Raw genomic sequence first — 17,628 nt, forward strand, 5'->3', positions numbered from 1 at the left:
GTGACACGAACATCAGAATATATACATCGCCAAGATCATTGTTTGCCGAGCCCTTATAGCATCCCCCTAAGGCCTTGCCTGGACGACTCAAATGGCGCAAGTGATCGACTAAAAGGATGGATGGAATTTATCTTCAGCAATACTCCCTAAGTCATGGTGACAAACTCCTCAGAAACCGTGGGATGTAATGCCATGGTGCGATCAAAGTCTGCCTTTGTAGCACCCATTGCTAGTGCTATTGATGCCATCTGAATAATTTCGGCAGCATGTTCCCCCACCATGTGACAACCAAGGATTCGATCAGTGTTGCGATCCACAATTAACTTGAGAAGACAACGGGGTCCCCGCTTCGGCAAGGCCTGAGCCATGGATCGGAAGCGGGCGCGGTAGACCTTGACCTGATCTTTGCCATAGCGATCAATCGACTGCTCTTCAGTGAGCCCAACCGTGGCTAGCTCTGGTTGGCTGAAGACAGCACTGGCAACGAGGTCATGATTGACCTGGCGGGGTTTCTGTCCAAAAACACTGTCGGCGAATGCCCTGCCCTCATCGATTGCCACAGGGGTGAGGTTGATGCGGTCTGTTACATCACCAACAGCAAAGATGTGAGGGATATTTGTCGATTGGTTGGCATCCACTGAAATACGTCGACCTTCTAAAACAACCCCAGCAGCGTCAAGGTTGAGTCCTTGCAAAAAGGGTCGTCGTCCTGTAGCAAGAAGAACCCCCCCACAAGAGAAGTGTTCCCCACTCTGGGTTGACAAGACGAGATCGCCAGGTTGGCCTTTTAGTGCGGCTGGGTTTTCTCCAAAACGAAGATCAATGCCCTTCCCCTGCATTCCATCCTGTACTGCAGTGGAGAGCTCCCGATCAAAGCCACGCAGCAAGTGATCCCCTCGCACCAGTTGGATGACCTCGACGCCAAGGCCATGGAGGATGCAGGCAAATTCACAGGCAATAAATCCAGCCCCCACCACCACCACTCGGTCGGGGAAGCTGCTTTGCATGAACATGTCATCGCTAACCCAGCCCAACTCCGCACCTGGGATATCAGGACGATGGGGACGCCCACCGACCGCGATCAGAATGTGATCGCCGTGAAGTTCCTGTGAAGCATCGATGGCTCCGTTCCTTGAGACTGCCACGCTGTTTGGGCTCGTAAAACTCCCCCATCCCGTCACAAGCTCAACACCGTTTTTGGCTAGCAGGTCAATGTGAAGAGCATTGAGACGATCCACTTCCTGACGCACATTGGCTAGCAACACCCCCGCATTGATCCGTGCATCACTCAACTCAACTCCAAAACTGGGGGCAACTTCAAGCTGTTCCCGATAAAGAGATCCGTAGACCAACAGCTTCTTAGGTACACAGCCGCGAATGACGCAGGTACCTCCAACACGGTCACCTTCAACGATGGCGACCTTGGCACCATGGCTTGCGGCTCGCTTAGCAGCGGCTAGTCCACCAGATCCAGCGCCAAGCACGATCAGATCAAAAGGATGCTCCAAGAGACGAGGATCACTGCATCCATTGTCAACTCCTTAAGAAACCAACGCCAGGATTACTCAGGGATCGTGACGACAATGATTAGTAAACCTGTCATGACTCATTCAAAACGACGAGTTATGGATTCTCTGCAATCGAGCATTGGCCGAAACTCTTGGCTTATCCAACATCAATGGTTGATCATTTGATTTGAATCGAGAACCTCTTGCCTAAGCACCTAAAGGCACTCGAAACAGGCATGATGATGCGGCTTCAAACCAAGGATTTATGCCTCCTGCAGCGTCGACAAAAGCTCTTGACTGGCAGGCCTTAGCAGAGCTAACAGTACCGGAGGCTGATCGAATCAATGGCCCCACCAATGCCCAAGCCACCTTGCGCCTGTTTGGGCAATCTGAAAAAGCTTTAAGGGTCACTCTTTATCGGGACCATCACGCCTGGTGCCCCTACTGCCAGAAGGTGTGGCTTTGGCTCGAATGGAAGCAGATCCCCTACAGGATTCGCAAAGTCACCATGCGCTGCTATGGGGAAAAGGAAGCCTGGTTCAAGAAAAAAGTGCCTTCAGGAATGCTTCCTGCCCTCGAGCTTGATGGTCGCTTAATCATGGAAAGTGATCAGATCTTGTTGGCTCTAGAGCATGCATTTGGTCCTCTAGGTCATCACTTGGAGGAACCGCGCACCCTTAAGTTGCGAAATCTGGAACGGCAACTTTTTGGAGCCTGGTGTCGGTGGCTTTGCACAGCTCGATTGAATCAGAGGCAGGAACAGGCTTGCCGAGAACAATTCCAGATCAAAGCTCGGATGATGGAACACCAGCTGTCAGCAGAACAAGGACCTTGGCTGGATCCAGCTAGCAATACACCAACCAGCCCATGTCCAGGAAGCGCCGATGTGGTGTTTATCCCCTATGTCGAAAGGATGAATGCCTCATTGGCGTATTACAAAGGTTTCAGCCTGCGGGAAGAACATCCCGCCATTCACAAGTGGTTTAAGGCTCTCGAAGAATTGGAGGTGTATCGAGGTACGCAGGGTGACTTCCATACCCATGCCCACGACTTGCCGCCTCAGATGGGTGGATGCTGGGTTGCACCTAATCCAAAACAACAAGAACTGGCAGAAGCTATTGATTGTGGTGAAGGCCTTGCGGAATTGGAAACCTGCTGGGCTGATCCCGATCACTCAAAGACGCGGCCTGAGGGTCTTGCTCTGTCAAGGGTGTTGAAGCATCACCAACGACTTTTGGAACTCAACCCGCTTGGAGCTATTCGCTTCGATCAACCCTTAAGGGCCACGCTCACACGAATGGCTTTAGGGGCCTCTTGCTCACCAGATCCAGGTAGTGCTAGAGGATTGCGCTACCTCAGGGATCGCATCTCAGTCCCGCGAGACATGCCACTGATATCAGCTCGACGGCTGCGTCAAGCCCTTGAACAAACAGCCCAGCTCGATAGCCCTGAGATGGGAGCTCCAATTCCGATTTACGATCGCTTTGATCAGAATCCCAAGCCTTTCCTGACGAGCTGATGCAACTGATTCCTTCAGCATTGGCTGCGGCGTTTTTGCTGTTCTCAATCCATACGCCAGCGCTTGAGATCAATGGTCAGACATCTTTTGTGGCAGTGCCGACTAAGGCAAAATTAATTAACTACAACAACTATGCATTTGAAGGTGGAGCAAAGTTCTATTTCGTGATCGAGTTACCAAAAGGAGCAGATGCTGGCCTCGGCGGAATCAGCCTAAAACAGATTCGCGGTGTCCAGCCTGCTTTCTATTATGGTCCTATTCAACCAAAGGCATTTTTAGGAATGCCACGTCAGGCTGGATCCTCCATACCGGTATCAGCCAATTTCGAGGACGGCAATCGATCGATCGCTATCAACTTTCAGGAAGCTGTTCCACCCGGATCCGAGGTCACTGTGGCTTTCAATGTGATGACGAATCCACCCGCAGGCCTATACGTGTATTCGATTTCTGCTATCCCTTGGGGCCCTAATCCCATCCCCCAGGATGTAGGAGTTGTACAGATGAGTGTTTTCTCACAAAGACAATTCTGAAACTCCATAGGATATTTAGATGAGCACGAAGATTTTCTTAATAGGGGCATTCTAGAAATAGAAACCTATTATTTCAAAGAAAAAAACGCCTTGATTCTCTAGTGAGGAGTTGATTTGTATGTCGCAAGACAAGCTTTATTGATCATCAGCAAAGCGATAAGACTCTCCTAAATGCAATTTTAGGTCTTAACCTCATCCTCACTACACTCGGCAAGGCTCAGCACACCTACAGCAGTAAAAGCTAAGGCTCCCAATAAGGTTGCTCGGATCGCAACCTGAGGATCTAGCACAGTGGCTATGGATAAATCTATAGGGATAGCAGCGATGGCTGCTTGCATAAACCACAGACATCCGAGGGCATTCACAACAGCCACCCACCAACCAAGATAGTGCGGCTGTATGACGAAGAGACGGCCATGATCTACCTCAAGAAGACCGAAGATCGCCGAAATAACAAACAGCACGGACCCGAGAATGTTGGGAGCAACCCCCAGCTTGAAAATGTCTCCATGTTGAAAAGAATGGTGCCAATGCTTTGCGTTAGCGCACACCAAATTCCACACCAGCCCCAGCGCTGCTTCCGATTGAGCAAACCACGGGTCATCAACAAACCCTGTTCCAACTGAAACCAACCTCCTGCCGTAAAAAAATGGAGCCAATTGCCAAGAGCGCTGCACCCAAGCCAAGTTTGCTCATCAGCAAAACACTGCCAATAACGAACAACAGCGGACCAATGATGAATGCTACGGCCGTTCGCACTTCAAGACGATGGACGTCTTTCCCACGCAGTAATGCTTGAACCATATGCTTCGGAGCCAAGGTTCGATACTTTGCTTGCTCCAGCGGCCCATGGCCTTTTCGCAGGCGACGACTTGTCCACAGCCCCCAACGTGAATGAGCTTCTAAATCACGCGGTCTGTCGCTAACAGGAACATCTTCCCGCCAAGCTGTCGTGCCCCATGGACTCGAATAATGCGACTGAAGGTTTGGAGGATGTTCCCGCTTTAACTTCAAAGCCCCCAATGGGGGGGCATCATCCATGCGCATCAAGGCATTCAACCATTGAACGGCCGAGATGATTAGTAGACGCTGCTTCAGTAGCGTTAAGACTGATCTTGACAGGATGACTCTCGAAATGAGTTATGGCGTTGCGGATGTCGGTAAGTAGGAGATCAGCCATTTCACGTGAGAAATCGCGTTTTACCAAGATCCGCTGAAAGGCTTGATGAGCAAGCTCACCTGTGAATGGATAAGCGGGCACTTGCCAACCACGTAATCTCAGTCGATCAGAGAGGTCGTAAAGGTTAAAACCAAGATCTTGGTCGGCTCGCAATTTCCATACCACAGAGGGGATGCCACGCGCTGGATTGCCATCGTGTATCAACTCAAATGGGCCTAGCTTTTTGAGTTCTTGAGCAAGATATTGAGCATTGGCATAGCTCGCTCCATGGATGGCTTGATAACCATCGCGACCTAGGCGGACAAAGTCGTAGTACTGGGAGATCACCTGCCCCGCTGGCCGCGAGAAGTTGATCTGAAACGTTGGCATATCGCCTCCTAGGTAACTCACATGGAAAACCAATCCTTCCGGTAGATCACTGGACTCACGCCAAAGAACCCAACCGACACCCAGAGGAGCTAAGCCGAACTTATGGCCAGAGGAGTTGATTGACTTCACGCGCGGCAAACGGAAATCCCAGGGAGCTAGATCAGGCGCACAGAAAGGAGCAAGAAAGCCACCGCTGGCTGCATCCACATGGATAGGAATGTCGAGTCCTTTTCGCTGTTGCAGCTCATCGAGGGCCTGACTGATGGCTTGTACGTCTTCATACAGGCCGTGATAAGTGACGCCCAGGGTAGGCACCACAACGATGGTGTTCTCATCCACTTGCTCCAGCATTCGTTCTGGAGACATGCAGAGCTCGCCGGAGGTCATCTCCACCTCTCGCAACTCAACGTCCCAGTAGCGGGCAAATTTCGTCCAGCAGATTTGCACACTGCCGCAAACCATGTTGGGGCGATCGACCGACTGACCTGCCGCTTTGCGATGTTCACGCCAACGCCATTTCGCAGCCAAGCCACCCAGCATGGCGGCCTCACTGCTACCGATGGTGGAGCAGCCCACAGCTTCACCGGGGGCATGCCATAAATCAGCCATCATCGAAACACAACGGCGTTCAATCTCTGCGGTTTGGGGATATTCGTCCTTGTCGATCAGGTTCTTGTCAACCGCGAGGGCCATTAGCTCAGCCACCTGGTTACTTTCATAGGTCTGACAGAAGGTGGCCAGATTTTGTTTGCTGTTGCCGTCAAGCAATAATTCCTCCTTGAGTAAATTAAATGTTGTCAATGCAGGACGGCACTCTTGAGGGAAAGTCGCGCGTGGTAATGGTGAGATCAATGCATCAACGGTTTCCCCAATGGCATGTTCTTCCAGATCGTTGGAACGTGAATTGGAACGATGCAGGACCATGCTTTTTTCTTGTGTCTATGTCTGACCTTAACGACGTTGTTTGAGCAAGGAAGCCTTGCAAGATGGGAGGTGCAATAACAAACAACTGAGTCGGTTGATGATCCATGAACTCAACACCCCTTCGGAGTTGAACGAGGCCTATGGCCTGATCCGCCACCTTCATCCGAAACTCGGCAAAGCTGATTTCATCAGCCGTCTTGGGCTGCAACGCAATGACCATGGCTACGTGCTTTTGGGTCTCTTTCAAGACCTCAATCCAACTGATCAGAAGCAACCCTCTTCATTGGCAGCCCTGGCGGGATATCGCTTGGCTTCTTCCCTATCGCTTGGCACCTACTTCTATCTGGGAGATCTTGTGACCAACCCCACCTATCAGGGCCAGGGTCTGGCAGCTCAGATGTTGCGCTACTTGGAGGCGATCGCAAGGGATGCGGGTTGCAGACAGATCCATCTAGATGCAGGCGTGGAGCGATTTGGAGCCCATCGCTTTTATGCAAAACAAGGGTTCAACATTGTGTTTCACCATTTCGCCAAGGAGCTTGGCTGAAAAGAGTTCCATCAAACCGATGGCTATCAGATCAATCAATTCATAGACGGTTGCAGTCTTGGTAAACGATCTTGAAATACAGAAGTTTGCTTCTTTGGGCTTATATCCCTCTAAAAGATTCTCTCAACATGTTCTTCAAAAACCCTTAAGAAAATAATTGATCCGATGAATTATTTGGTCCGCTTGATCTTTGGCCATATCGATCTTTAGACCGCATTGATTGCTTTGTTATGCGAGGTCCTGCAGGTTCGCCGTAGTTGGAACGTCAGTCGCTGGTCGGAAGCAACCCTGCTCTGGATCGCCTTTTGGGTCATGGGCCTAGGGGGACTGTATGGATTCGCAATGCATATAGCGTTTGGCCAGTTCATCACCGAGCAGATCGGCTGGCCTAATAGATCATTCCAGAATGAAGTGGCATTCACCATCTCACCATTGGCATTCTTGGGCTGAGTAGCTTCTGGCGGCGAAGTCGTGAATATTTGGTTGCCTCGATCGTTGCCTATGCCAGCTGGTTCTTCGCCGATGGGCTCGGGCATGTTTATTCGCTGGTTGTCCAGTCCAATGATGCTCCCTCCAATGTTGGAACAATCTTGTTTACAGACCTTTTAATGCCAATCCTGGTGGTGATCTTGTTGTGGCTAAGTCGCGAAGAACGAACCCGACTAAAGAGCTAAGCCCAAAAAACACTTTCGATTCGTTGTTGCAAGCTGCGCTTCCTTCAAGAACACTGCTGACATCCCGTTGCTAATCCTAGGAAAATGAGGATGTGGCAGAGCTTTCATAAGCTCTCAGTTTGCTGACGATGCAGCTTAAAATCATAACGAAAAAAACCTTCTAAAACTCTTTTTACAGAAAATCATCTAAAAAGAGGTAGAGGCACAAACCTAATAACAACCTCAGTTCAGTAGTAATGTCATCGACACCTCAAAGCCAGCCTGATCAAAGCCAGAGCGTAATTCTCAAACCAAACATCCGCTTACCTGTATTGGTGTACGTTATTGGCCTAGCAATGCTACCGCTTCCTCTCCATCCTTGGGCGACGATTGTGGTGTGCGGATTCGCAGTGTTTTTGCTGGTACAAGCTTATCTGCTGCGTTTGGAATTAACCGACAAAGATCTCGTGATATGGCGAGTAGACGAGGAGATACGCCGCTTCCCATTTGCCAATTGGCTGGCCTGGCGAATGTTCTTGCCGGAAATACCAGGCATCTTGTTCTTCCGCGAAGTCAACAGCCCTCATCTGCTGCCGATCCTTTTTGACCCTGTCATGCTTTTAGAACAGTTGAGGCTTCGAGTGGGAACTCTCGAAGTGCCTAAAGAATCGGACTAAAACAATCCAGGAGATTGATAAGATCCTGGGCAATGACCTTTCACATCCTCAATCACGAACTCCAGATGAATGCATGAAACTGCAAACACCATTGTTTGAAAGCTACTCATCAATTCCGTTACTTATCTATGATGGCGGCTGTCCTTTTTGTCTCCACTTTGCAGAATTGAGTGAGTTACGTAGTGGTGTTCAGGGCTTGGAGATATGTGATGGACGAGCAGAAAAGCCTTTACGAGATAATTTAAAATCTCGAGGATTAGATCTCAGAGATGGAGCCATATTAATCGTAGGTGATGAGGCTTTTCATGGAGCTGAGGCCATTCAGTGGTTATGTAAAAAAATGGAACCATCCGCTCCGCTATTATCTGTTCTTAAGACTTTGATGTCTTCACCATTTCGCTCGAGGCTAATCTATCCTTTTCTAAGGCTGGCCCGGCGTACAGCACTGGCTTACAAGCAAATACCATTAGATCCTGATTAATTGAATACAGGTGTTTGACTTGATAAAATATAGACGCTCGCTTAATATAATCAATCCAAGATATTAGCTGCTTTTACTTTCAGGCAGTAAACTTTATTGTCATTGCTTTTAAGAAGCTATAGCCTTGGAATTCATTGGATATTTATGATTTTGTAGCTGCATCTATTCCTTTTGAAATGGTCACGAATATTTCCCTGAATGAGTTTCAAGGATTGATACTTTAGGGCGTGCGATTAGAATGCTTTTAGTACTTCACGATTATCCTGTCTCCATCAGGTGATTGATACACTTTTTCAGTCACCTCTCCTTTGTCAATAATGATTGTCACCACCCTAGAGCCCTCTGGGATTTGAATAGTTTTTTCAGTTTCTAATTTCTCATCAGCCTCAGGTTCAATGGCTGGATTGTCTGAAGGATTCTCAATTGGCTCTTCAGGCATGGGCGGAATTCACTGCTTTTAGATCATAGCTGTGAGAGTCAAAAGTGACTGATTAAACCAAGGAAAGCGTTAAAATACTTGTTAATGGCAAGTTCAAATCTCTAAAAGTTTTTCACTGACGCTCCAAAGCCTTTGACGGTCTTCCTCCCTAAGTGCCAATGGGGCAATGCTGCAAAGCTTCGGGTAACCCCTAAAGTTAAATCTAGGTCCGTATTGTTCGCCGCCTTGAGCAGTTGGCGCGGTTGCAGCATGTAATTGTGGTAGAGACCCCATTGCAGCGCTCTGAAACATGGGATCCATTAACCGATAAGCAAGGCCTTCCTGCCAGGATTTGTTCGCAGCAACAGATTTAGACTGCAAATTAGTGCGGGCCAGACCTGGATGTGCCAACAATGATGCGATCCCACTTGCTGTCTGGCGCATTCGCTTGTCGAGCTCTAAGGCGAACATCACATTCGCAAGTTTGCTTTGTGAGTAGGCAGCCCAGCGGTCATATTGCTTGATCCCTTGAAGATCGTCCCATGCGATTCGACCCATGTACTGTGCGCCAGAAGTGACGGTAACAACCCTTGCTCCATGTTGCTTTGCGAGTAAGGGTAGGAGCTTTAGTGTTAATGCCATGTGGCCAAGATGATTAACGGCGAACTGAAGCTCCAGACCCTGTTTGCTGAGGGTCTTTGGAGTAGCCATCACTCCAGCATTGTTAATTAGAAGGTCCACTCGGCTGTATTGGCTTTCTACCTGCTCAGCTGCACGCCTAACGCTCGCTAAATCAGCGAGATCCAACTCAATCAGATCAAGCTTTGTGGAATCATTTCTCTCGAGAATAACTTGGCGTACATCTTCACCTTTGGGTAGTGAGCGACAAGCCATAATGACTCTGGCACCCTTATTAAGCAATGCCTTGGCTGTCTCAAGACCAAGGCCACTATTGGCACCTGTTACTAATGCAACCCTTCCTTTTTGATCAGGGATATCTGCAACTTTCCAGCTCATCAGGTGGCTCCCTTATCAGTGGTGATCCATAAAGTAGAACATTGAAGCCTAAGCTGCTTCATAGCATCTTGAGAAGGCCTGTAATTTCTAAATGGTTACACTGCCTGTCTCAATTCGCTAATTGATCCCATAAGGATGGCAAGCAATGTCGTTAAGTCGATTATAAAGGTTTCTTTGCCAATGATGGAGACTTCCTTTTGCTTGATTTAGTCATAAGTTCAATATTTATGGAAGAGGGCAAGATAAGATATTGTTGTATTACATAACACCTCAATCTCTATATTGCCGGAAGCTTTGCCAGTTAACCACAAGCTCATGCCTAGCTGCAAGGATATTCAAGACCAGAACATACAAGACCAGTGATTCTTCTGCTCTTCTTGCATATATCTATATTTTCGACCTAGACCATCTATTAAGTCCACTTAAACTTTCAGTCAGTTTTGGGTTGAAATGCTCTCAAGTAAGTTGCTAACGGAAAATGATCTTTGTTTGATTGAAGAATTGTGAGCTTTAATCAATCTTGCTGCTATCTCTGACGATTTCGTTAAAGCGCTTGGGGACATGATTCATCCTAAGCTTAGTTACTATCGGTAGTGAAACTTATCTCAAAATCATTGGCCAGGCTAGTTATCCAGAACAATCAGCTCATATATTTTGTCTTGGGCACTCATTTATTTTACTGATCTAGATAAAAATAAAGCTTCTTTCTGGCAACGCCGTGGGATGAGTTAGATACGCCATGCCTTTGTTTTGATCAATATTAGAATTTTGCCACGAGCTTTATTGTTTTGACTTAAGATTGTGCAGAAAAATGGACAGAGCTAATGGATTTATGGAACAACTTCTTATTGGTAGACGCAGGGCTGATGCTTGTAGGGATACCCCTGTTGTTCATTTGGAGAGCCGGAAAACATAAAGCAAGCAATCAGGATCATTCAAAATGATGTGCTGCTTGTTGAATGAAACTAGGGTGGCTAACCGGCTGTTGAATTATGGCTCAGGATTGCCATCCTCCTGTATTTCGACTTCATTAAACTTAGAAAGGATATGTGTCTCGATATCCAACACAAAAGACTGAAGTCTGCGGTATGAATTACTAATAAATCGTTTGTGAAAATTATTGCCAGGATACGAGATTCGTTTGTAGGCAACTTTTCTGAATTGCCATGATTTATTATCGAAGTAGCGATGCAGCCAGAATTGCTTTGATGGTTCTGTGGAGTTCTCAACAGTCTGAAGTATATTACGCTCCAGCATGTCTTTATTAAAAAGATTCTCAGTGCGAATTAGGGCGCATCCAGTAGATCTATCTATAGCGGCCAACCTGACATCATATAAATTTGTTAAGTCCTGAGCAGCAAGTACTAAAATTAAATCTTCAGTTGTTAGGAAAGTAGTGATAATAGCCTCATCTAGGATTATCTCAAGAAATTCACTCTTTGTATCCAAATCATCAAGTTTTGCACAATAGATGTCCTCCGTTTCAGGAGAGGTCATGAAAATGACTGACTTTGGATCAAGCCAGAAATCAAGATCAGCTTTTTCAATATTTGGTTCGCCTTTATTCTGATGGGATATACAAGCAAGACATTGTTGGACTGTATCGGTTAGTTCATTTAGGAGGGTCTCAGGCATGTGATTGTAAATGTAATCGTTGACTGTTCTTGCTATCAGGAATAAGTATTTATACTGAAGTATGGCTTTGGCTGAAAGATAGCGTTTCCAGTGTTTATTGTTCGCATGGATACACTCTCTTAAGCAGCTTATTGCATAAGTGCCGCCTGGGTTTAAGGTAAATTGTCTTATAGTCTCATGTGCCAATAACAAGGCTTTCCTGATTGTACATAGTAAACTAGCTTCAGACTATGGCTGAGAATCTAGCAGCAAGAGAAATTCTTTTAGCAGTATCACTGTCATAGATAGTGCCATGTCATTAGCACGGTTTTAGCGCTAAATTGAAATAAGCATTTATGTGCTCTGCTCAGCCTCTTTTGTGCCTCCAGAGATTGCAGAAGCGGGAACCCTAACAACATTGTGCCTTCACCCATTCTGCAGCATCTGCATCTCCCAGAGAGGAGGCCTGCCTCCAATCAGAACAAGCACCCTCTAGATTTCCTTCCAATTCTTTGGCAATACCACGATTTCTATAGGCAGCAACATTCTTAGGGTTAATTACTAGTACCCTCTCATAGGCTTCAATTGCACCTTGGTGATCACTTAATGCAGACTTTGTAAGACCGCAACCAATGTAGGCATCTTCATATATCGAGTTAATTTCTATTGCCTTGCTGTAATCATCAAGTGCGGCTTGATAGTCACCATGGTTGTAATTGGCTAGGCCCCTGTAGTTGTATGCCTCGGCATAGTGTGGATTGACTTCTATTGCCTTGGTATAATGTTCGATCGCTGATTTATTGTTTCCTCGCTTTTGTTCAGCATTGCCTTGGCTGTAATAATTAAATGCATCTTGCTGACTTCTGTCTTCTTCATGGCTCAAATCATTTACAGTCTTATTCTCAACTAAGTTTTTATTTTCACCACGTTTGTTCATCACAGTGACAAGTTGTGGTTTTATCTCTAGCGCCTTCTCATGGTCAGTAACCGCTGCTTGCCTTCGTCCCAGCCTCTCCATTAAATTGCCGCGATTGTAATAGGCAGAGGCAAAAAGAGGCATGGCCTCAATTGCCTTTGTGTAATCAGAAATTGCCCCTTTGATATCATTAAGATTGTTTTTGCTAATCGCTCTATTGTAGTATGATTTAGCATGCTTTGGATTTGTGATAAGTGCCTTAGTATAATCATAGATAGCACCTTTGTGGTCGCTTAGATTGACTTTAGCAATCCCCCTATTGTAATAGGAAGTTGCATGTTTTGGATCTAGTTCAATAGCCTTAGTGTAGTCATCGATTGCCCCTTTGATGTTATTCGAGTGTCTCTTGACAACACCTCTATTGATGTAAAAACTGGCATCAAGTTCGTTGAGTTCAATTGCTTTATTGTAATCATTCAGTGCGCTTTGATAATCGCCTAGTTCATCTTTTGCATTCCCTCGATTATTGTATGTAATAGCATTATTTGGATTGATCTCAATTGCTTTGCTGTAACTATCTATTGCCCCTTGATAATCCTTTGAACGAAATTTCTTTTCACCATCTTTGAAGTAGTCATTTGCAGTTTGTCCAGATACGGAATGATTGGACGACTCATTTGCCATGGCTTCAGGAGTCTCTAGCGCCACTTCAGTTGGATTCTACAAGCCAAACCCAAACTTCTGGCAGTATTTTAACTCAATTTTTCTAGGGACTGCCTTGGCAATAATCAACTCTGTGCTTCCACGAAAACCTACGTACCTTAATGAGAGTTCAACATGCAAGGCAGTGAAGATGGCCAAGCACTTACGTCATCGGCTCTGAATTTTAGAAAGCATCCTTTTGCTAGGGACAAACCAATGTAGAAAGAAATTATTTAAGTTATAGAAATGCTTTTGGCAGTTATTTTGAATCCATTCAACATGGGTCTAGTTTGGTTTCCTTTATTGGATTTGCCAGATTTGACTTTGTAACCAGCTACAAATCATGCATGATTAAGCTTTTGAGGAGTTGTTTTCGAATATGCCTATGATGAACTATTTCAAATCATTGGCTGCCGTCCTATCCATAGAGACTTTCTCTCTGCAATAAGAGGATCATCGTATTGCTTGTGGTAATGAGAATGTTGGTGAAATCCGCATTCAATGTTTGAACACTGCTCAATGATATTTCCCGCTCTGCTGGCCTGCGCAACGTTTGTTTGCCAACCCTCCGCTCTGTAGAGGGATCTTCTTGTCTAGCGTTTCATCTTACCTTCCCGCATAGTCCTCTGTTCTACCTGTCTTTATATCGGCTATTCCACTTCCTCGTTAGAAGAGCCCCTCTAGTGCTGTATCACGACATAGAGCGAAGTTTTGAAGCCGATGGTGTGTAAACCAGCTAAATAGAGAATCCACAATTTATCACCTAAACCACTTATGACCGATCTCGAAGAATAGAAGCTCACAACACGCGAGATGTTTCGTGCTCACCTCAATCCCTCCTTGGCGATCTTTGCAACAGGCCTAGCTACCTTCTCAACTATTTACTTCGCAATTCAGATTGAACCGATTGCCCAACAGTCACGATTGTTTCATCGTTGCGTGCAAGAACTAAAGGCAGACCCTGATCGTCAACTCCAGTCCAATTGGAAGCAAGTCCAGATCTGCAACGGCGGCAAATAAGTATGCCTCGGGCAGCATCGTAATAGGCCAAGAAGAATGTACTTGGCACAGGGGTCCTTCCACCGGACCTTTCAACCATGAGTTGTTGAATCTGTGATAAGCAACATCCAATTTTCTCCAGGTTACGTTTGCTAAGCCGCGATAGCCATTCACGATCTTTTTAAAGGTCTTCTCCATCTGTAGGTAGGCCTAAAAGTTGTCTAATAAAAGACCCGCGCTAGGCGGGTTAAGAGCTTGATTTTAAAATGTTTGATTTTAGAATCAAATCGAAATGACACCACCAATTTCTGGCCTACGACGCAAGTTTTAAGGGTGATAGACGGGCATATAGACGTTGCGATAGACGGGTCTATAGATCGAACGACGGTAAATGGGGGAATAAGGACGTGATACAGGAACGTAAACAGGTCTCAGGTGGCGCTTTACCACACAGCCGCGGTAACTGTGGGAATACCGCCAACCGCGACCACAACCATCAGCTGCTAGCGCTGGAGTGCTGATGGCCAGTCTGATGTTGTGCTAATTACTGCTAGTGCGGTAGCAGCAAGGGCGGATTTGAAGTTCATTGGATGGTGTGGGTTGTGGAGGCTGAGTGTCCCCGATGAACTCACCATCTCCGCGATCAATGATTAAGGTGATGAACTTACTCACTTATTGCTGTGAGCTTGCACACTGAGGGCTTTGAGTGAAATGCAAACCTATTGCTACGACTTGATTTGGCTGCATATGATCGATGCTTTTCAGTCTGGCAAAAAGGGTTGCTATTGCTTTAGAGAGTCCCTGCATGAACCAGTTCTGCAAGCTGCATCTCCTAGATGCAACCCTTAGTCTGAACAAGTGTTTTTACTCATGCCGCCATGTCCGCCTCCTGTCCAGAGATCAAATAGGAGTCCAAGGATGCAGATACCCTGAAAATTAGTCCTGGACTTGAGGGCATCCGACGCGGGTGCCCTTTTTAATGCAATGGGTTTGCGACCCTGAATAGAGAAAGAATGCTCTCTAGAAGATTTTGAGCAAGCTCAGCCTTGGTTTGGAGGCACGTTAAGGGGTGACTTTTTTGGCGTTGCTACCCCTGGGAGATCGACGAACTGGCCCGTAAAGTATCAATGTGTCATTATTCGCGGACCATTTTTGAATCTCTGGCTAATAATTGATTAGTTGGTGAAGTACCTAGTGGGATTTCCACATTGCCCTTTATGTGTTGGAATAGCATTTCTATCCCTTCTTCTGGTTGTGACGCGTGGTCTGATGGTTTGGCAACTTAGGGACACTATTTCGGTAGCTGTCTAGTTAAATAATTGTCCACGAATTCAAATCCTGGGTATTTAAGTAGGCATGGATGTAGATTCAATTGGGGGTGAAAGAGTTTGGTAAGCTTACGCTAAAGAACTGTAAAGCAAGGCGCAAGTTATTAAGACCCATTGACGAATTTTTGCCAAATATCTTCAGAGCGCTTTGGCCTCTTCAATCTTCATAAGTAAATCTTTTGGTCAGATTTCAGAGATCGGAACCCTACTGATAGAGCATGATTGCTGCCCTTCTAGTCAAAAAGGCTCCACTGCCTTCAGGAGAAGATGGCTTAGACTTGCACAGTAATCAAAAGAATCCAGAACCGTTGATTGAGGTCATTCAATATTTTCATTAGTTCCAATGAATGGAACCCAATCTTCTTATTGCTAAGAAGACATGCATTCTCTAAGGCTAGTGATAAACATAAGTACTTTTTAATCGCTCGTTGGCTAGATCGATGTCTCAATCTTCAGCTACTGCTAAACACTCCATAGAGCTTCAAAACTTCGAGGTAGAGTATGGCGCTAAGTGAGGTCATTACAACGATTACCGAGCCGCCAACTTTGACGAGTTTTTTGTCTGTGTTGACTTGACAAGCCTTGATCGAAGCTTCGGTTGCTCCGAACGGTAAAATGATAACACCCAGGATTACAATTGCGATGATTCCAATCACGATTTGACTGCTAACTGTGCTGTTGCTAAAAGTATTGACTGGGACATCTAATAACTCTCTGGCTGATTCCATCAGCTTTTTAAAGTAACCTTCTTGGCTAAGCTCGAATAGAGTTTTGAATTCAGCCAACATTTTAGATTTCCGATAGTACACTCAGTTTAATCTGGCATAAGCATGATGGTTTTAAAGGTTAATCAGCGGTTAGATAAAGCAATGATTGATAGGTCTTTCTACCCATGATCTATTGCCGATGCGAGCAAATGTGTTGATCAATGTATCTCTAGCGGCTGCATCAACGCTTCTAATCCAAATGACTGGCACTAGCTGGCTTTGGTTGAGCCTATATCTTTCAGTTGTGATTGAAGAAGAAAAAAAGAAGGGCCGCAAGAATAGATTGGTCAGGGTCAAATTGCTTTATTGCCTAGCGGCAACATGATCGACTATCGCAATCTAGCCAATGCGCCGTTCAATTTTCTAGATCAGTATCGACGCTGTTTTCTCTGATGACATTGGCAACAGTCTTGAAGTCTATGCACTCTCTCGTTGTTGGAATAGCTCAGGAATTAAAGGCGCTGCTTTTGCAGGTTTTGTGAACAAATAAACTACAAATGAGAACAGGGTAATCAGGTTTTGACAGGACCACCATTTTTTTTTGATCTGCACAAGCTGATGCTCAAATAGTGGAATGAGAAGCACTACCTAATTTTGTTGCAATCGCATTCAAGGTGAAAGAAAAATTTTGCTTAGCCCTCAGCATTAAATCAATAATCGCTTCAGCTTCTCCTGTCAGGCGGTTGTTTGGCCCACAGTCAGGTATCTTTGATTTAGTCAAGACCTAAAAGAGGTCATGAACCAGATGAGTAATTTGTCTAAGTATTTCTTGTCCATCTTTCTTTCTGCAATACTTCTGTTTGCTTCTGTTCTCATTCCTCCACCAGCCTTCGCAGACGACTTCAAGCTATCCCCTGCGGTATCGGAGGTGGGAGAGACTTTCTCAGAAAAGTACTGTGTTGCGATCTCAGATGGAAGCGCTGCAGATCAAGCTGCTTTAGTTGCTGGGCGTCAAATGATAAGTAGCTTAATGCGCTCAGGTACTTTAAAAGAAGTCATGGCAGTTCCAAAAGAAGATATGGCTTCATTCATCGCCTCGAATATTTTCGAGACATGCGGAGATAATATTGGAGTTTCCGAGTCAGAGCTTAATGCTTCAATCCTTAACCTGGCAAATCAAGGTCCTAGACAATCTCAAGCCAAGCCTTTTAACCCTTCTTCGTTAATCAATAAAAACCAAAATACATAATTCCTAAGAAGATGCTTATTCAACCCAATAGTAGAGAGCTTCCATCATGTTCGGCTATTAGGATGTATTCATAGAGTTAGAGCAAGTTGCAGATTCTGATTAAAATTAGGGAAAGTGTCTATAGATGAGAGTCTCACAATCTTTACTTTTCAACTTTTAGGTTCATAAGACCCGAACAAAGCTATTTTCTTTGCTTGTTGTAGGCCAAATCTTTACCAGCAGTCAAAAATTCAGCTTAGGCTCACAAATAGGCTGCTATTATGAAATCAGTAAACCATTTATCATCTATA

General features: G+C 45.7%; 17 protein-coding genes and 1 pseudogene. 8 read left to right on the top strand and 10 right to left on the bottom strand.

Features of this window, described 5'->3' with window-relative positions; genetic code table 11:
* Nucleotides 1-146: 146 nt before the first annotated feature.
* Nucleotides 147-1,508: a glutathione-disulfide reductase gene (gene gorA / locus SIB68_RS01490; protein WP_063399375.1), complete on the bottom strand. Its 1,362-nt coding sequence runs from the start codon at nucleotides 1,506-1,508 to the stop codon at nucleotides 147-149.
* A 265-nt stretch (nucleotides 1,509-1,773) separates the two neighbouring features.
* Here gorA and SIB68_RS01495 point away from each other — a divergent pair, with 265 nt between their 5' ends.
* Entirely contained in the window at nucleotides 1,774-3,027 is a 1,254-nt protein-coding gene (locus SIB68_RS01495) for a glutathione S-transferase family protein (RefSeq protein WP_063399376.1), read from the top strand.
* Nucleotides 3,027-3,557 (top strand): DUF2808 domain-containing protein, encoded by a 531-nt coding sequence (locus SIB68_RS01500; RefSeq protein ID WP_063399377.1) that lies wholly within the window; start codon nucleotides 3,027-3,029, stop codon nucleotides 3,555-3,557. The genes SIB68_RS01495 and SIB68_RS01500 overlap by 1 nt, the downstream gene beginning before the upstream one ends.
* 179 nt (nucleotides 3,558-3,736) lie before the next feature.
* On the opposite strand, the gene SIB68_RS01505 is transcribed toward SIB68_RS01500, so the two are convergent.
* From SIB68_RS01505 to SIB68_RS01515, 3 genes are read right to left on the bottom strand one after another with little or no spacing between them, the layout of a single operon-like run.
* Nucleotides 3,737-4,216 (bottom strand): hypothetical protein, encoded by a 480-nt coding sequence (locus tag SIB68_RS01505; protein WP_236068818.1) that lies wholly within the window; start codon nucleotides 4,214-4,216, stop codon nucleotides 3,737-3,739.
* Nucleotides 4,161-4,598 (bottom strand): hypothetical protein, encoded by a 438-nt coding sequence (locus SIB68_RS01510; protein ID WP_236068820.1) that lies wholly within the window; start codon nucleotides 4,596-4,598, stop codon nucleotides 4,161-4,163. The genes SIB68_RS01505 and SIB68_RS01510 overlap by 56 nt, the downstream gene beginning before the upstream one ends.
* Nucleotides 4,591-6,030, bottom strand: coding sequence for a glutamate decarboxylase (locus tag SIB68_RS01515; RefSeq protein WP_063399378.1), 1,440 nt, complete (start codon nucleotides 6,028-6,030; stop codon nucleotides 4,591-4,593). Before SIB68_RS01515 ends, SIB68_RS01510 begins: the two co-directional genes overlap by 8 nt.
* Before the next feature lie 55 nt (nucleotides 6,031-6,085).
* On the opposite strand from SIB68_RS01515, the gene SIB68_RS01520 reads away from it, so the two are divergent.
* From SIB68_RS01520 to SIB68_RS01535, 4 genes and pseudogenes are all read left to right on the top strand, one after another.
* Nucleotides 6,086-6,577, top strand: a complete 492-nt coding sequence (locus SIB68_RS01520; RefSeq protein WP_063399379.1) for a GNAT family N-acetyltransferase — start codon at nucleotides 6,086-6,088, stop codon at nucleotides 6,575-6,577.
* 225 nt (nucleotides 6,578-6,802) lie between these two features.
* Nucleotides 6,803-7,251: pseudogene (locus tag SIB68_RS01525) on the top strand (DUF6790 family protein).
* A 236-nt stretch (nucleotides 7,252-7,487) separates the two neighbouring features.
* On the top strand, nucleotides 7,488-7,907 hold the full coding sequence (locus tag SIB68_RS01530; RefSeq protein ID WP_063399382.1) for a DUF3119 family protein: 420 nt from the start codon (nucleotides 7,488-7,490) through the stop codon (nucleotides 7,905-7,907).
* 73 nt (nucleotides 7,908-7,980) lie between these two features.
* Nucleotides 7,981-8,388, top strand: a complete 408-nt coding sequence (locus tag SIB68_RS01535; RefSeq protein WP_063399383.1) for a DCC1-like thiol-disulfide oxidoreductase family protein — start codon at nucleotides 7,981-7,983, stop codon at nucleotides 8,386-8,388.
* 244 nt (nucleotides 8,389-8,632) lie between these two features.
* Here SIB68_RS01535 and SIB68_RS01540 read toward each other — a convergent pair whose 3' ends face one another.
* From SIB68_RS01540 to SIB68_RS01555, 4 genes are all read right to left on the bottom strand, one after another.
* Nucleotides 8,633-8,827: a hypothetical protein gene (locus tag SIB68_RS01540; RefSeq protein WP_063399384.1), complete on the bottom strand. Its 195-nt coding sequence runs from the start codon at nucleotides 8,825-8,827 to the stop codon at nucleotides 8,633-8,635.
* Nucleotides 8,828-8,920: 93 nt separating this feature from the next.
* Entirely contained in the window at nucleotides 8,921-9,823 is a 903-nt protein-coding gene (locus tag SIB68_RS01545; protein ID WP_063399385.1) for an oxidoreductase, read from the bottom strand.
* A gap of 990 nt (nucleotides 9,824-10,813) precedes the next feature.
* Nucleotides 10,814-11,458 carry a hypothetical protein gene (locus tag SIB68_RS01550; protein ID WP_063399412.1) on the bottom strand — a complete coding sequence of 215 codons (645 nt, stop codon included), beginning with the start codon at nucleotides 11,456-11,458 and terminating at the stop codon, nucleotides 10,814-10,816.
* Nucleotides 11,459-11,846: 388 nt separating this feature from the next.
* On the bottom strand, nucleotides 11,847-13,037 hold the full coding sequence (locus SIB68_RS01555; protein ID WP_236068822.1) for a tetratricopeptide repeat protein: 1,191 nt from the start codon (nucleotides 13,035-13,037) through the stop codon (nucleotides 11,847-11,849).
* An 831-nt stretch (nucleotides 13,038-13,868) separates the two neighbouring features.
* Between SIB68_RS01555 and SIB68_RS01560 the strand changes: the two genes are divergently transcribed.
* Entirely contained in the window at nucleotides 13,869-14,075 is a 207-nt protein-coding gene (locus SIB68_RS01560; protein ID WP_063399387.1) for a hypothetical protein, read from the top strand.
* 1,759 nt (nucleotides 14,076-15,834) lie between these two features.
* On the opposite strand, the gene SIB68_RS01565 is transcribed toward SIB68_RS01560, so the two are convergent.
* Complete coding sequence (locus SIB68_RS01565) at nucleotides 15,835-16,170, bottom strand: hypothetical protein (RefSeq protein ID WP_236068823.1); 336 nt, start codon at nucleotides 16,168-16,170, stop codon at nucleotides 15,835-15,837.
* A gap of 541 nt (nucleotides 16,171-16,711) precedes the next feature.
* A complete protein-coding gene (locus SIB68_RS01570; protein ID WP_155724888.1) occupies nucleotides 16,712-16,870 on the bottom strand; it encodes a hypothetical protein in 159 nt (52 codons plus the stop codon).
* A gap of 24 nt (nucleotides 16,871-16,894) precedes the next feature.
* Here SIB68_RS01570 and SIB68_RS01575 point away from each other — a divergent pair, with 24 nt between their 5' ends.
* Nucleotides 16,895-17,338 (top strand): hypothetical protein, encoded by a 444-nt coding sequence (locus SIB68_RS01575; RefSeq protein ID WP_236068825.1) that lies wholly within the window; start codon nucleotides 16,895-16,897, stop codon nucleotides 17,336-17,338.
* Nucleotides 17,339-17,628: the final 290 nt, after the last annotated feature.

This window comes from Prochlorococcus sp. MIT 1323 (genome assembly GCF_047304905.1).
In the GTDB taxonomy this organism is placed as follows: Bacteria; Cyanobacteriota; Cyanobacteriia; order PCC-6307; family Cyanobiaceae; genus Prochlorococcus; species Prochlorococcus marinus_D.

What these genes read in the sequence shown, in the direction of transcription:
- SIB68_RS01495 (WP_063399376.1), top strand. Translation starts at nt 1,774, where the DNA reads ATGCCTCCTGCAGCGTCGACAAAAGCTCTTGACTGGCAGGCCTTAGCA.
- SIB68_RS01500 (WP_063399377.1), top strand. Translation starts at nt 3,027, where the DNA reads ATGCAACTGATTCCTTCAGCATTGGCTGCGGCGTTTTTGCTGTTCTCA.
- SIB68_RS01510 (WP_236068820.1), bottom strand. Translation starts at nt 4,598, where the DNA reads ATGGATGATGCCCCCCCATTGGGGGCTTTGAAGTTAAAGCGGGAACAT.
- SIB68_RS01515 (WP_063399378.1), bottom strand. Translation starts at nt 6,030, where the DNA reads ATGGTCCTGCATCGTTCCAATTCACGTTCCAACGATCTGGAAGAACAT.
- SIB68_RS01530 (WP_063399382.1), top strand. Translation starts at nt 7,488, where the DNA reads ATGTCATCGACACCTCAAAGCCAGCCTGATCAAAGCCAGAGCGTAATT.
- SIB68_RS01535 (WP_063399383.1), top strand. Translation starts at nt 7,981, where the DNA reads ATGAAACTGCAAACACCATTGTTTGAAAGCTACTCATCAATTCCGTTA.
- SIB68_RS01540 (WP_063399384.1), bottom strand. Translation starts at nt 8,827, where the DNA reads ATGCCTGAAGAGCCAATTGAGAATCCTTCAGACAATCCAGCCATTGAA.
- SIB68_RS01545 (WP_063399385.1), bottom strand. Translation starts at nt 9,823, where the DNA reads ATGAGCTGGAAAGTTGCAGATATCCCTGATCAAAAAGGAAGGGTTGCA.
- SIB68_RS01550 (WP_063399412.1), bottom strand. Translation starts at nt 11,458, where the DNA reads ATGCCTGAGACCCTCCTAAATGAACTAACCGATACAGTCCAACAATGT.
- SIB68_RS01555 (WP_236068822.1), bottom strand. Translation starts at nt 13,037, where the DNA reads ATGGCAAATGAGTCGTCCAATCATTCCGTATCTGGACAAACTGCAAAT.
- SIB68_RS01560 (WP_063399387.1), top strand. Translation starts at nt 13,869, where the DNA reads ATGTTTCGTGCTCACCTCAATCCCTCCTTGGCGATCTTTGCAACAGGC.
- SIB68_RS01565 (WP_236068823.1), bottom strand. Translation starts at nt 16,170, where the DNA reads ATGTTGGCTGAATTCAAAACTCTATTCGAGCTTAGCCAAGAAGGTTAC.
- SIB68_RS01575 (WP_236068825.1), top strand. Translation starts at nt 16,895, where the DNA reads ATGAGTAATTTGTCTAAGTATTTCTTGTCCATCTTTCTTTCTGCAATA.